This window comes from Paenibacillus sp. 1011MAR3C5, from assembly GCF_003591485.1.
GTDB lineage: Bacteria > Bacillota > Bacilli > Paenibacillales > Paenibacillaceae > Pristimantibacillus.
In genome coordinates this window covers 622,598-636,586 of sequence record NZ_QZCF01000002.1, presented here as the reverse complement: position 1 = coordinate 636,586, position 13,989 = coordinate 622,598, and the positions used below count along the sequence as shown (strand labels likewise).

The following is a 13,989-nucleotide window of genomic DNA, read 5'->3' as shown; positions in this document are numbered from 1 at the left end:
GAGTATTCTACTTCACCGATGCAATAGCTTCCTTGGCGAATTCGGTATTCACCAGGACACTATGCTCCGGCCGCTGGTCCAGCTCTCCTGCGGATGTGATGACATCGATCAGATTGTTCCATTCCGCCTCATCAACTATCGGGTCTGCGGCGAACGAGCCTTGCTGCTTGTAACGATCGATCGAGCTTACGAGAATGTCGCGGTCCACATTGTCAAAGTACGGCAGTACGACATCGGCAATTTCTTCCGCGCTATGGTCGGCAACCCAATTTTGCGCTTTGTAGACGGCATTCGTGAACGCTTGAACATCTTTATTGTTTTTCTCGATAAAGCTTCCTTTTGTCATAAACACGGTATACGGCAGTATTCCGCTCTCCGTGCCGAAGGAAGCGACGACATGCCCTCTGCCTTCCTTCTCGAAGATGGATGCCGTCGGCTCGAACAACTGCACATAGTCGCCAGTCCCGGATGAGAAGGCAGCCGGAATATTGGCAAAATCAACATTCTGAATTAACTCCAGATCATGGTGCGGATCGATGCCGTTCTTCTTCATGGCGAACTCCCCGGCCATCTGCGGCATGCCACCGACTCGCTGGCCCAGGAAGACACTGCCCTTAAGCGAGTTCCAATCAAAGTTGTCGATTTTCTGTCTTGCTACAAGGAAAGTGCCGTCCGTCTGCGTCAGCTGCGCGAAGTTGATCACCGGGTCGTCAGCGCCTTGCTGATACACATAGATCGACGTCTCCGAACCGACAAGCGCCACATCGATCACATTCGAAAGCAGCGCTGTCATCGTCTTGTCGCCGCCCGGCGTCGTCGTCAATTCAATCTTAAGCCCTTCTTCCTCGAAGAAGCCTTTCTCAATCGCTACGTATTGCGGCGCGTAGAAGAGCGACCTCGTCACTTCTCCGATCCGGATGAGCTTTTTGTCCGAATCTCCCTTTCCGCAGCCTGCAAGGGCTACAGCAGCCGCTAGCATAAATGCAAGCAGCAGCGTGCCATATGCACGTTTGCCCATAACTATACCTCCCGCCAAATAAGCAAAAATAGATGTACCACAGCGTATGCGGGAGCTGCCAGCGCTGTGATAGCAAGGTTGACACGAACGCAAAAAAGCCGGTCCGCGCACGTCCCGGGACGGCTGCGAACCGACTTTCTACTATTATATAGCAATATTTACAACTTGTAGATGTCCGTGTACTTCTTCGTCAAATAATCGACGAGGTATTGCGGATCAAGCGGCTTGCCCGTAACGGCTAGCACCAGCTCGGACGGCGTGCGAAGCTTGCCGTACTTGTAGATGCGCTCCGCCAGCCAATCCTTGATCGGGTGCAGATCGCCTTTCCCGACCAATGACCACATGCCGTTGAGCTCCCGCTCCATCGTATCCGCGAATTGCGCGGCATACATATTGCCAAGTGAATAGGACGGGAAATAGCCGAACGCGCCGCCCGACCAATGTACGTCCTGGAGAACGCCTTCCGCGTCATTCGGCGGCGCAATGCCGAGATACTCCTTATACTTGTCGTTCCAGAGTGCGGGCAGATCGGAGGCCTTTGCACCGCCGTTGAAGATCAGCTTCTCCATCTCGTAGCGGATAATAATATGAAGGTTGTACGTCAGCTCGTCAGCCTCGATACGAATAAGCGAAGGCTGTACGGTATTGTTGCCTCTATAGAACTGGTCCACCGACACGTCCAGCTGCCCCGGGAACCGCTTCTGCAATTCACCGAAGTAACGTTCCCAGAATGGACGGCTGCGTCCAATCACATTTTCCCAGAAGCGCGACTGCGATTCGTGAATGCCCATGGATGTACCTGTGCACAACGTCGTATTCGTCAGCTCAGGCATGATGTTCTGCTCATAGAGCGCATGTCCGCCTTCATGAATCGTACCGAATAGCGCACTGGTCACGTCATTCTCCAAGTAACGGGTCGTAATGCGAACATCGCCCGGATTCAGCCCGGTCGCGAACGGATGCGCGCTCTCGTCAAGCCGTCCCGCTTCGAAGTTGTAGCCCATTTGCTGAAGAATGAACAGACTGAATTCTTTCTGTGCGGGCTTGCCGAAGGTCTGGCGCAAGAAGGATGTGTCCGGCTGATGCGGCGAAGCTGCGATTGCAGCAGCTAAAGGCACCAGCTGATCCCGCAAGCCGCCAAATATGCCATCGAGCTGAGTGACCGTCATACCCGGCTCGTACTGATCGAGCAGCACGTCATAACGGGTTTCCTTTACACCCCATAGATCAATGAACTGGTTCGTATAGGAGATGACTTTATCCAGATAAGGCTGGAAGCCTGCATAATCGTTGTTCTCTTTTGCTTCCTCCCATTTGTTCTCCGATTGCGAGGCCAGCACGACATATTCCTGGTACAGCTTGGGCGGAATCTTCACGCTGCGGTCATATTCCTTGCGTGTCTCCGTCACGAGGCGGCGGTCGATCTCTGACAGCTCCTCATAGGCGCCTTTCTCTTCCAGCGCCGACAGCAGCTCGCCAAGCTCTGGCGAGGTCGACACTTTGAACATATCGGCAGAGAGGATGCCGATCGATTCCGACCTTGTATCCATCCCATTACGCGGTGCTCCGGTACGCAGATCCCAATAGAGGACGCCAAGCGCTTCCTCATAGCTTTTAATTTTATGTACGGTATCTCTGAATTGGCTCAATACAGTTCCATTTGCTTCCGACATTTCTATGTTCCGCCTCTCTCACCGGCAACCCAATCGCCCGGCATGCTTGATCTTGGAGTATTCACTCCTTATAATCATCTTAAACCTGCATGACCGGCATTCGCAACAGGAGAAGGAGAGATTTTCAATGCATATTACATTTACAGAATCCGCCGCAAGCCGATTGGCCCCGCTATTAGCGGACGGCACGGCTAAGCTTAAGCTGCTCCACGATACCGAAGGCTGCGGCTGTGTGATGAGCGGCGTTCCGACGCTTCAGTTGGTGCGCGAAGCTACGGTTGACGATAAGGAAGCGATCGGCGAACCGTTTCCCTTTCTCTATGAGCCCAGACATGAAGTATTTTATGAGCCGCAACTGAAGGTTGACTTTAATCTGGCAAGTAACAGCTTCTCTTTGCGAAGCGACAACCAGACCTATACAACGCAGTTGCGCCTCATTCCATTGCAGTCAACCGAACGCTAGGAGGAAATCAAGTGAGCAAAATCGACGACATCCTGAGCTACAACGAGCAATTCGTATCAACCAAGGCATATGAGCAATACGCCACAAGCAAATTTCCCGACAAAAGAATGGTGATTTTAACCTGTATGGACACGCGGCTTACCGAGCTGCTGCCCAAATCAATGAACCTCAAGAATGGCGATGCCAAAGTCATTAAGACCGCGGGCGGCATAATCACCCAACCCTTTGGAAGCGTCATGCGAAGCGTGCTTGTAGCCGTATACGAGCTTCAAGCCGACGAAGTGTTCGTCGTGGGGCATCATAATTGCGGCATGACAGGCCTTAATCCGCAAGAAATTATTCAACATATGACCGAACGAGGCGTTCCGGAGTCCACGATCGAGACTTTGAAACATTCCGGGGTCAATCTTCTGCGCTGGCTGAGAGGCTTTGACAATGTGAGGGACAGCGTTGTGAACAGTGTCAGCATCATTCGCAATCATCCGCTTCTTCCTGCCAACATCCTGGTTCATGGCCTGATCATTGATCCCGATACGGGCGAGCTGGAGCTCGTCGACAAAGGCGAATAGACGCCTTGCCGCCATATGCTATACATAAGAAGAGGGAGCGGCCGCGGCCGCTCCCTCTTCTACTCTTTCAGCGATAACTATTACAGCTATGTATTCGTCCGTTTCTTCAGTAAGGCTTCCTCTCGCGCAGCAACAACCATCGTCCGATCGCGAAGAAGATGTCGGTGTATAAGCGCTTGATTCTCCGCCGGACTAGCCGTTCCCCAGCTGTATCCGCCCGCTTCACAGGCTTGCATGCATAATCGGAGCAGCTCCTCATCCGTCAGCTTGATCTCGATATCCTTGAACGGAGTGCCGGCCTCTACAGCCTTGCGGCGTTCTTCCAGCTGAACGCGGAGCGACCGGGCATCCATACCAAGCTGTACCAGTTGCTCATCCGCAAGCTTTCCATCTGCGCTCTCGTACATTTTGGCGGCTCCGCGCCTGTTGCCGCGCCGCTCATGGTATTGTCCCACCGCTATCTGAATCAGGCCGACCCATGTATCGCCCATGCCGTCATCCGGATGCGCCTTCCAGTATTCCTCCAGCAGCTCATGGCATTCGAAGTAGTCCCGGGTTGCATGAAATTCAACCAGATACGCAATATAAGCATCAGGGTATTTGCCCATTAGGCCTTCCTCCTGTCCATTTTCAAAAAAAAATTAAAAAAATAATTTCAAGATAATGAAACCTTCCTTCATCTTATCCGTATTTCAGGATGATAGCAATCTATGCACATCACCAAGCAGGAGGAGAAAGATCATAATGAAAAAAGGAATTCTCGTAATGCTGGCTCTCACACTGTTCTTGAGCTTCGGTTTCGGACAAGTAGCAGACGCCAAACGCGGCGGCGGCTTTAAATCGCCAAAACAAAGCTTCACCCAAACGCCTAAGAAATCGGACAATGTCAATCAGTCCAATCCGGGCACGGGTACAAAAGCGGGTGCAACTACCGGCGCTACAACTGGCGCAGCCAAGTCCGGCGGCCTGTTCGGCGGCAGCGGCTTGATGAAAGGTCTTATGATCGGCGGTTTGGCAGGCATGCTGTTCGGCGGATTATTCGGCGGCATGGGCGCTTTCGGCGAGATTTTGGGACTGATGATCAACGTGCTGGCAATCTTTGCGGTCATTATGCTCATTCGCGTTGCCTGGGTTTACCTTCGCAACAACAAGAATAAGAACAATAACAACAATGGTACGCCTGATCAACGGAGACCTTACTAATCGTGAGAATCTACACCGATGAGATTATAAATGCAGTATGCCTGAACTACGCCGAGCGCAGAGGCGTGCAGCCTGGAGACATTGAGGTGCAGCTCTCCTGGGACGAAGAATACGGCTATACCGCGGAGCTTTGGGTTTCTGGCCGCAGCCAATATTTGATTGAATCCAACTTGCTGGAATCGATTGAGCAATACATGCATTCGCATCACAACCGCAGAGTTTTCCGCTCCGATATCAAGCTGGATATTGACGAGGATGCAGGCGAATTTTTTGCGGATATCGCAGATCAATAGCACCAAGCCACCATCAAGAAGCAGCGCTTTCGAGCGCCGCTTCTTTTTTTATCCTGTCATGCAAGTCGCTATCGGAACGATTCATCCATTGCCACTATTTTCATTATATAAGTATAGCAACTCCACCCTCTCCTTCTGCGTCTAATAGAGTAGATTGCGAGAGGAGTGTGGTACTAATACGTAACGCAAAACGAATCAGCATGGTAGTGGCGCTTATCCTGCTGCTCCAGTCGTTCCTGACGCCTGGCGCAAATATAGCGGAAGCAGCACAAGCTACCAAGTATCGGGTCTACCAGTATGACAAGGCGCTCAAGGAATTCGCGAAGGAAGCGGACGCCATCCGGTATGCCCAAAGCTTCAATTACAGCCATGTCGAGCTCATCGCGGACCGCAAGTGGCTATGGAACAACTTCCCAAGGTACAAGGTGTACCAGCGCGGCGAATCGAACAGCAAGCTGGAATTCCGCACCTATCAGGAAGCGCTGAACGTAGCCAAAACCCTGAAGGACGTACATATCCGCGATCTGCAAAATGTAGGCTGGGTCTATGAATCCTATCCGCGATATCAACTCTACCAGGGTGACAAAACGTTGCCGAATTGGTCCTTCCATACGCTTGATCAAGCCAAGAAGGAAGCGGCAAAATGGGGCAATGCGCATATTATCGACCTGTCTGCGAACAAGTGGATCTGGGATAACCTGACTGCAGCCCAAGTGAAGGCTCAAGGCTCGGCAGCAGCCGTCTACCAGCTCGTGGTGAACGGCGAGCCTGTAGCGGATGCCAAGCTGTACTCCTTCCTGAAGAACGCGATTGCGGCCTCGGCCGACATCCCGAACAGCCAGGTAGTGAATACGGTACGGAATGAGGTTGTGCATTCCAACGTTCCGGCATTTGAGGTTAGACAGAACGGCAAGCTTATCAAGAGCTATATCAGCCTGGACGCTGCCGTCAAATATGCCAAGACGCTAGCGAATGCGGAAGTGCTGCAGAATGGCGCAGCGCTATGGTCGAGCTATCCGTACCTGGAGGTCTTCCAAGGAGACCGGAAGATCAAGACGTTCCATCAGATTGACTCAGCGCTCTCCTATGCGAAATACTATGCCAACATTACGATTCGCACACTCGACGGACGCGCACTGTGGAACAATATCAAGTCGCTCCAGATTCTAGGCTGGAACGGCAGCAGCGCCAGCTCCACGATTATGAACCATGTAGCCAATACGCAAGGCTTGACGATCGACTCGCCGACCTGGTTCGAGCTGACTGCCGCTGACGGCACAATGAAAGATATGTCCGATCCTGCTGTTGTCAAAGCCTTGAAGGAGAAAGGCATTCTGGTCACGCCGCTGCTTCATAACGGCTTCGACCGGAAGATGACGACCGCGTTCTTGAAGAATGCTGCCGCTCAGCAGAAGTTTATCGATGCGCTTGTCAAGCGTTCCTCAGAGCTTGGCGTATACGGCATCAATATCGACTTCGAGGAAGTGGCTGGCGCCGATCGGGCAGCCTATACCGCTTTCGTGAAGAAGCTGACAGCTGCGGCGCATGCCAAAGGGCTGAAAGTGTCGATTGATCTTCCACGCGGCAGTGTAAGCTGGAACCACCTGACGGCCTACGATCATGCGGCTATCGGCGCAATCGTGGATACCGTCATCATCATGGCTTATGACGAGCATTGGAAAGGCAGTGACAAACCAGGCTCCGTTGCGGGTTTGAAGTGGGTCGAGGAAGGCGTTAAGCAATACCTTGACTACGGTATTCCTCGCAGCAAGCTAATGCTGGGCATGCCGTTCTACGTCAGAGAGTGGCGGATCGCGCCAGACGGCAAGCTGGTCGATAATCGCGCCATCTTTATGAAGGAGCTGCCTAAGCTGATTGCCGACACCGGCGCCAAAGGCGAATTCGATGCCGTATCCGGCCAGTGGAAGTATACGTATAGCAAAGACGGCTATACGCATGTCTTCTGGGCAGAGACGCATGATACTGTACTCGCCCGAATGGCGATTGCCAAGAAATACGATCTCGCAGGCGTCGCCGCATGGCGGCTTGGCTACGAGGATGCAGAGCTCTGGACGAAGATGCTTAGAGCCAAGTAAACACATGCAGAATGCGTAAGCTGATGCAGCATACAAGCCCTGAACCGGTTACTCCGGCTCAGGGCTTGTATGCTTGTATGCTTGTATGCTTGTATGCTTATCCCCTTCTCTTCCGTTTCCACGGCGGTTCGCCATGCTCCTTCAAGCTCCTGGTGACGGCATTGAAGACAAGCGGGATGATGACCGTCAGTGCGGCGCATACGAAGCTTAATATTGAAGGCATCTGTCCGATCGTCGATAGCACACCTCCGCCCCCTTATCGTTTCTCCGTATTGTTGACCGATCCGATTCTTCTTATCTCCACATTCGTGACTACGTTAATTTCGCTTTGCGAAAAGGTATTGCGGCCGGTTTCCCATTCCTGCTCTAGCTGCTTCCACACCTTCGGATGCCATTCCTTCAGATGGTTGCCAAGCCCGAGCACATCCCGCTTCAATTGCTTCTGCGTTTTGTTAAGCGTCTCGTTCACGAGCCTCTGAACCGATTCCTTCACTCTTTCTTGAATTTCTTCGATAGTCGGCTGCTCCAGATAGTCCTTTCGCTCGAACGCCTCCAATATGCCTCCTTCCACCCAAAGCTGGATCGTAAACTTCGGTTGAGAAGGATCGGATAAATTTGCTTTCACTCTGCGGCTTACCTGTTCCACTTTATAAGCGACCAGATTATCGCCGACATCCACCTCCAGGACGCCTCCTTTAATCCCCTGCCGCAAAAAGTTGAACCCTGCCGTCTCCATTTCATCCATAAACCCGACCAGATTGTTTTTGACGCCATCCATGATGCTTCCGCCGATCAGGGAAATATAGCTGTCCTTGGACGTCACCTTCTGAATGACGAAGCTTTCCCGCTTAAGCAAATATTCGTGGATATCGCCTATTCTCGTCTCTGGAACCATCCGGTACGTATCCTGATTTTTGGAGATGGACTGAATGAACATGACGGGCGTTTTTTCGCCCTGCGGCATCGTGCTGAGAATGCTCTTGGCTTCTCCCTTCGCCACCATGACCGACACATTCCTCCTGGCGTCGTTGTTGCGGAGAAAGTAGTCCAGCACATTGGCAAAGCCATATTCCGATTGGGCGACCTTCTCTGAAATGACGATCAGCTTCAGATGCTCGAAGAAAGGCGTACGGCTCGTCATAGTCGACATCTTGGCGATAACGGACAGCATCGTCTTGCCCTCCAGTGTAATGTTGAAATAAGAATCGCCTGCAAGGGAGCTTCCGGAATTGCCATCCTGCTTCAGTCCGGCCGGTATAACCTCCTGAAACGTCACTTTGAAGCTTTGCTTGCCGTTCGTGTTCTTGTGATGGACCGGAGCGCTTCCTTCATCAATGGCAACGCCAATGACGAATCCCCGTTGCTCCAGCTCCATGCTGTCCCAGCAGCCCGCGAGCGGCAGCATGGCGGCCAGCAGCAGACACAGGACCGCACAGCGCTTACCCACGCGTCATCACCTCGCGCAGCTTGACCACAAGATAGAGAAGAACGGGGATAACCAGCGCCGTCACGATGCCCATATAGCTGACAAGCTTGCCCAGATTCGACAACTGCACTATGTTTTGCGGATACATGGATAGCAAGTATAGAATCGGAGCAAGCACGTACAACAGCTTCTTCTTGTCGATTTTGGTGAAGAAGCGCAAGGATTGGATCGACACGTCCAGTGCAATTGAGGTCGTCGCGAAGATGGAGACCAGCCAAAAGATCAAAAACAGGGACTCCAGTCTCTCGAAAAACTCGCCGGGCACGGTTACTTCACGCGCCAGCTCGATTGTGGGATACATGATGTTTTCAGTCACTTCATAGGAGAATACGGCAATCGTAAAGATATAGATCAACACATAGGTCACGATTGCGATTACGACCCCGATGATGGTCAGCTTCGGTGCTTTCTCCGGCTTGCGCATCAACGACGCATAGAAGAGCACACCCTCAAAACCAAGGAACGAGAAGATCGATTCCTGCACGCCGTTCATGATCGAACCCCAATCGGAATGCAGCACGGGCATCAGTTTTTTGAACTCGAACAAATTAATGCTCATCAGCAGGAAGATCCCCGTCACGAGCAGCACAAAGGGCAAGAACAGCACAGTCAAGCGGACCAAGCCGACCCTTGAGCCCGATACCGCATAGATGACCACCAGCAGGAAGCCCAGTGACACGACCTCCACCGGAGTCCGGTCGAACAAATATTGCTTCGTCAGCTCCGCAACAGAGCGTGTAATATATGAGGTGAAGGACAGGAAATAGATGAAAAACGCAATTCCGACTGCATATGCAACCGGCTTGCCCGTCTTATCCCCCACAAACTCCAGAAAGGTGCGGTTGCGGAACCGGATGCTCAGCTTAGCGACCAGCCATGCCATCAGCAGCGTAATTCCGCCTGCAATCAAGATAGATATCCATCCATCGGATGAGCTGGTTGCTTTTGCGACCGTACGCGGCAGCGTCAGGATGCCGACGCCGATCATCAGGGAGCTGATCGTAAAGACCGTTTCCTTCGGGCCGATTCGGTCATCCCCGTATTCCCATCTGCGCAGATTCGCCATGTCATCCCTCCTCTAATCGTACATTCTGTCTTCATCTTCCGTCTGTACCATCTGCGGCCGCTTTCTCAGGAACGTCACAGGTGCGCGAAGCACAAGATCCTTCCAATCGCGCGGCAGCATCGGCGAGATCGGAGCCAGGTACGGCACGCCAAAGCTCTTCAGATTAACAAGATGGATGCTTATCACCATGAACGCCAGAATGACGCCGAACAACCCCAACACGGATGCGGCCACCATGATGAAAAAGCGCAGGATGCGCGTGACTATTCCGAACGTGTAGGACGGGAGCGTAAACGAAGCAATGGCCGTGACCGCCACCACGATAACCATAACCGGACTGACGATCCCAGCCGATACAGCAGCTTCTCCGATTACCAGTCCGCCTACAATGCCGATGGTCTGTCCGATAGGCTTAGGCAGGCGAACGCCTGCTTCACGCAAAATTTCGAGTGTCGATTCCATAAGCAAAGCCTCGATAAATACGGGAAAAGGCACGCCTTCCCTTGCAGAAGCGATGGAGAAAGCGATATTGGACGGGATCATGCCGTGATGGTATTCGGCCAGCGCGATATAGAATCCTGGCAAGAAGGTTGCTACAAAGGCGGAGATGAAGCGAAGCAATCGGATCAGACTGGACACAAGCCAGTGCTGGTAATAATCCTCGGGAGACTTGAAAGCATCAGATATGCTGATCGGCATAATTAATTGAAAGGGCGTGCCGTCCACAATCAAGCCGATCCTCCCCTGCAGCAGCGATGCGGTGAACCGGTCAGGCCTCTCGGTATTCATGACTTGCGGAAAGGGGGACAAGAAGTTGTCGGTGATCCATTGCTCGATATATCCTGAGCCTTCAGTATCGTCAATCTCGATGGTCAACAGCCGTCGCTTAACCTCTTTGACCAACTGCGGATTTGCGATATCCTCCACATAGGCAACCATTACTTCACGCTTCGAACGCCTGCCGATCAAATAGGAATCCAATCGCAGATTCGGATCGACAAGCCTGCGCCTGATCAATGAGCTATTGGTTCGAATATCTTCAGTAAATCCGTCCTTCGGGCCTCTAATCGTCGATTCAGTCTGCGGCTCCTCAATCGATCGGCTAGCCCAGCCCTTTGATCCGATAACCAGCGCCTTTGCGGCCCCGTCCATGAAGAGACAGGTATCGCCGGACAGAATGGCAAACAACGCTTCATGCATCGCCGATATGGTGTGTATTTCCTCTAGCGGCAGCACTTCATCCTTTATTCGGATGATAGACGCTTGACCTTCCGACGGATCGAAAGCCGGGCCGTCATATTCCATAATGGGTTTCATTAGATGCTGATGGATCAGCGTCTTGTCGATCATTCCGTCAATATTGAGAATGACACAGGCCATTCCGGTTGAACCCAGTTCGAATTCCTTGGTCATGAGATCGCCGGGCGAATGAAGCCTGTTGTGGATATAATTAACGTTGCGCTGGGCTTCTGCCTCCAGCGGAAACTCGTCGCTTGTTTGGCCATCCTCGGGGATTCGCGTGATCTTGTTGCGCAAATTTCGTTTCATGGTGCGCCTCCTTTCCCTTGGCTTCCCATTCAGTTATTGCCTAATCCGGCGGAATTGAAACTACACATTTCGACAATACTCACGCTTATCTCTCTAAAAAAGCGCAAACCAGAGCTCCTATCATCCGCTCTGGCTTGCGCTATTCAAGAAAGTCACGATTCATTTTTTTGGCGGATAATGACGCATCAATCGGGTTTGCAAGCTTCGCGATATCGAGGCTGTCCACGATCGTTTTGTCGAAGTCTCTCTGAGTCGTATGAATCATAGACGACATGCCTAATTCCTATATTGTCCTTCTGTCCCGTTTATATGAATAAAGGTTTTCATTGCACCCTGAAATGAGTATAATCATATCTATTCATTCGCCTCAACCAAGGAGGAATCATAACATGGATTCAGCACATCAGCATGAAGGAAGCAGCTCGTATTATGCGGTTATTTTCACCAGCACTCGTACAGAAGGGGATAATGGATACGGGCGAATGGCGGACCGGATGGTGGAGCTCGCTGCCCGTCAGCCCGGATATATCGGAGTTGACAGCGTCAGAGACGCATCGGGTACCGGCATTACCGTTTCCTATTGGGAAAGCCTGGAAGCCATTCGCAACTGGAAGGCAAACGAGGCGCATCTGATCGCACAAGAGAAGGGCAAGCAGGATTGGTATAAGCATTATTCCGTCAAAATCTGCAAGGTTGAGCGGGAATATGGTTCAGTAGAAGGCTAGTGCTCCCCGTATATCTCAATAACGCCTGCCGGTGTCCAGCCCGGCAGGCGTTTGTATATAGAAGATAAGTCGTCGTCATGAGAACCTATGGCTTTATAATCTCAGTACTCCCGCTTGCGCTTGAACTTGCATCCGTCTCAACCGGCAGGAAGATGGAGAAGCGGCTTCCCTTTCCCGGCTCTGACTCCACCCGCATATAGCCGCCTTGTTTCGTTATAATATTGCGCGCCAAGTACAAGCCAAGCCCGACGCCTTCCGTCTGCTTCACTTCCCGTCCCCGATAGAAGCGCTGGAAGATGCGGTTATGCTCCTCCTCCGCAATTCCTATGCCTTCATCTTCGATATCCATTCTGACGAACAGCTCGTACTTCACCATCGACAGGCTGACTTGTCCGCCCGGCTCGGAATACTTGATTGCATTGTCCAGCACATTGACGATCGCTTCGGCCGTCCACTTGGGATCATGACTGAACGTAATATCGGCGCCGCCTCGATAGACAAGCTCAATGCCCTTAACCTCCGCAGCCGAATACACCTGCTTGATGGCGGATAAGGCCGTTCCGGCTAGGCTATGCTCCACGCCATGGATCGCAATAATGCCGCTCTCGAGCCTCGACATTCGGATCAGGCTGTCCAGCAGCCAGGTCAGCTTCTCGGTCTGATCCGCAAGTGTAGTATTCACTTCGCGGCGCTTCTCATCCGACATCCCATGATCCGCAAGCAAGCCAACATACATATTCAGATTGGCAAGAGGGGTCTTAAGCTGATGAGCAATATCGGATATGAGCGATTTCACTTCCTCGCTCTCCTCCTTACACCGCTGCTCCCTCCGTCGAATCATCCGGGACAGCTTTATAATCTGGTCCTGAAGCTTGGACAACAGACTGTCCTCGAATTCGGGGAACAGCCCTCTCTCCTGATGATCCATAAGCGATTGGATTGTCTCGGACAACCGATAGACAATGCTGTTCATTTGTTTTCGTACCGCCAGCATGAACGATACCAACAGCAAGGCCAAGATGACGGCGAATCCAATAGCTGTGAGTAACACTTCAGTTCGTGCATTATAGTGGATCAGCAGCACAAAAAACAGGCTGCATGCCATAACATACAACCCCGTGCATATCCCTATAGTCCGGGCAAAAACGTTTATCATCCTTTAGTCTCCCCAGGTGTAGCCGATGCCAAAGACCGTCTTGATATAGACGGGATGCTTCGGATTGTCTTCGATCTTGGCACGCAGCCGTCTAATGTTCACGCTCAGCGTATTCTCATCGACGAATAACCCATCCATATCCCATAGCTTCTCCAGCATGATCTCTCTGGTCATCACTTGCTTGCTGTTCTTGGCCAGCATAGCGAGAAGCTTGTATTCACTCGTCGTCAGCTTCAGCTCTTCCTGATGCTTGAACACTTTCATTTTATCATAATGAATCGTCAAGTCCTTGTACGTGAACAGCTCGGTGTTGCCAGGCGCTCCCCCTCTTCGCAGAACCGCCTTGATTCTCTGGCTTAACACCGCCATACTGAAGGGCTTCGCTATATAATCATCGGCGCCGGACTGAAAGCCGGCGATCATATCCTCATCGGTGTCCTTCGCTGTCAAAAATATAATCGGGACCGAAGACATCTTGCGTATTTCTTCGCACAGTACCCTACCGTTTTGTCCCGGCAAATTCACATCAAGAAGCAGGAGGTGAATGTCATGGCTGCGAAAGAGCTCCAGCGCTTCTTCGCCGGAATAAGCCGTTATCACCTCAAACAGCTCTTGTTTTAGGGCATACGCCAGTCCTTCGTTCAAGCTGCGGTCATCCTCCACAATTAATACTCTCGCCACGCCATTCTCCCT

General features: G+C 51.9%; 16 protein-coding genes. 6 read left to right on the top strand and 10 right to left on the bottom strand.

Going from position 1 to position 13,989, the window contains the following annotated elements; genetic code table 11:
• Positions 1 to 7: 7 nt before the first annotated feature.
• Both D3P07_RS07980 and D3P07_RS07975 read right to left on the bottom strand, forming a co-directional pair.
• Positions 8 to 1,018 (bottom strand): ABC transporter substrate-binding protein, encoded by a 1,011-nt coding sequence (locus D3P07_RS07980; RefSeq protein ID WP_119799656.1) that lies wholly within the window; start codon positions 1,016 to 1,018, stop codon positions 8 to 10.
• A 158-nt stretch (positions 1,019 to 1,176) separates the two neighbouring features.
• On the bottom strand, positions 1,177 to 2,691 hold the full coding sequence (locus tag D3P07_RS07975) for a carboxypeptidase M32 (RefSeq protein ID WP_119799655.1): 1,515 nt from the start codon (positions 2,689 to 2,691) through the stop codon (positions 1,177 to 1,179).
• Positions 2,692 to 2,818: 127 nt separating this feature from the next.
• Here D3P07_RS07975 and D3P07_RS07970 point away from each other — a divergent pair, with 127 nt between their 5' ends.
• Both D3P07_RS07970 and D3P07_RS07965 read left to right on the top strand, forming a co-directional pair.
• The gene (locus D3P07_RS07970; protein ID WP_119799654.1) at positions 2,819 to 3,154 is read left to right on the top strand and encodes an iron-sulfur cluster biosynthesis family protein; all 336 of its coding nucleotides are present in this window, start codon (positions 2,819 to 2,821) and stop codon (positions 3,152 to 3,154) included.
• A gap of 11 nt (positions 3,155 to 3,165) precedes the next feature.
• Positions 3,166 to 3,723: a beta-class carbonic anhydrase gene (locus tag D3P07_RS07965; RefSeq protein ID WP_119799653.1), complete on the top strand. Its 558-nt coding sequence runs from the start codon at positions 3,166 to 3,168 to the stop codon at positions 3,721 to 3,723.
• 86 nt (positions 3,724 to 3,809) lie between these two features.
• Here D3P07_RS07965 and D3P07_RS07960 read toward each other — a convergent pair whose 3' ends face one another.
• Positions 3,810 to 4,331, bottom strand: coding sequence for a DUF309 domain-containing protein (locus D3P07_RS07960; RefSeq protein ID WP_119799652.1), 522 nt, complete (start codon positions 4,329 to 4,331; stop codon positions 3,810 to 3,812).
• 136 nt (positions 4,332 to 4,467) lie between these two features.
• On the opposite strand from D3P07_RS07960, the gene D3P07_RS07955 reads away from it, so the two are divergent.
• The 3 genes from D3P07_RS07955 (at position 4,468) to D3P07_RS07945 (ending at position 7,315) form a co-directional block, all read left to right on the top strand.
• Entirely contained in the window at positions 4,468 to 4,926 is a 459-nt protein-coding gene (locus D3P07_RS07955) for a hypothetical protein (RefSeq protein ID WP_259391391.1), read from the top strand.
• Positions 4,926 to 5,219, top strand: a complete 294-nt coding sequence (locus tag D3P07_RS07950) for a YxcD family protein (RefSeq protein ID WP_119799651.1) — start codon at positions 4,926 to 4,928, stop codon at positions 5,217 to 5,219. Before D3P07_RS07955 ends, D3P07_RS07950 begins: the two co-directional genes overlap by 1 nt.
• Before the next feature lie 167 nt (positions 5,220 to 5,386).
• Positions 5,387 to 7,315: a glycosyl hydrolase family 18 protein gene (locus tag D3P07_RS07945; RefSeq protein WP_259391390.1), complete on the top strand. Its 1,929-nt coding sequence runs from the start codon at positions 5,387 to 5,389 to the stop codon at positions 7,313 to 7,315.
• A 97-nt stretch (positions 7,316 to 7,412) separates the two neighbouring features.
• Here D3P07_RS07945 and D3P07_RS26915 read toward each other — a convergent pair whose 3' ends face one another.
• From D3P07_RS26915 to D3P07_RS27440, 5 genes are all read right to left on the bottom strand, one after another.
• On the bottom strand, positions 7,413 to 7,559 hold the full coding sequence (locus tag D3P07_RS26915) for a hypothetical protein (protein WP_182914248.1): 147 nt from the start codon (positions 7,557 to 7,559) through the stop codon (positions 7,413 to 7,415).
• Between the two features lie 12 nt (positions 7,560 to 7,571).
• Entirely contained in the window at positions 7,572 to 8,762 is a 1,191-nt protein-coding gene (locus D3P07_RS07940) for a Ger(x)C family spore germination protein (protein WP_119799649.1), read from the bottom strand.
• Complete coding sequence (locus D3P07_RS07935) at positions 8,755 to 9,867, bottom strand: GerAB/ArcD/ProY family transporter (RefSeq protein WP_119799648.1); 1,113 nt, start codon at positions 9,865 to 9,867, stop codon at positions 8,755 to 8,757. Before D3P07_RS07935 ends, D3P07_RS07940 begins: the two co-directional genes overlap by 8 nt.
• Positions 9,868 to 9,879: 12 nt before the next feature.
• Entirely contained in the window at positions 9,880 to 11,415 is a 1,536-nt protein-coding gene (locus D3P07_RS07930; RefSeq protein WP_119799647.1) for a spore germination protein, read from the bottom strand.
• A gap of 139 nt (positions 11,416 to 11,554) precedes the next feature.
• Complete coding sequence (locus D3P07_RS27440) at positions 11,555 to 11,689, bottom strand: hypothetical protein (protein ID WP_259391389.1); 135 nt, start codon at positions 11,687 to 11,689, stop codon at positions 11,555 to 11,557.
• A gap of 115 nt (positions 11,690 to 11,804) precedes the next feature.
• On the opposite strand from D3P07_RS27440, the gene D3P07_RS07925 reads away from it, so the two are divergent.
• A complete protein-coding gene (locus D3P07_RS07925; protein ID WP_119799646.1) occupies positions 11,805 to 12,140 on the top strand; it encodes an antibiotic biosynthesis monooxygenase family protein in 336 nt (111 codons plus the stop codon).
• Positions 12,141 to 12,225: 85 nt separating this feature from the next.
• Here the strand turns inward: D3P07_RS07925 and D3P07_RS07920 are convergent, their stop codons facing one another.
• Together D3P07_RS07920 and D3P07_RS07915 are read right to left on the bottom strand one after the other, a co-directional pair.
• Positions 12,226 to 13,296: a sensor histidine kinase gene (locus D3P07_RS07920; RefSeq protein WP_119799645.1), complete on the bottom strand. Its 1,071-nt coding sequence runs from the start codon at positions 13,294 to 13,296 to the stop codon at positions 12,226 to 12,228.
• Positions 13,297 to 13,299: 3 nt separating this feature from the next.
• Positions 13,300 to 13,977, bottom strand: coding sequence for a response regulator transcription factor (locus D3P07_RS07915; RefSeq protein WP_119799644.1), 678 nt, complete (start codon positions 13,975 to 13,977; stop codon positions 13,300 to 13,302).
• Positions 13,978 to 13,989 lie beyond the last annotated feature (12 nt).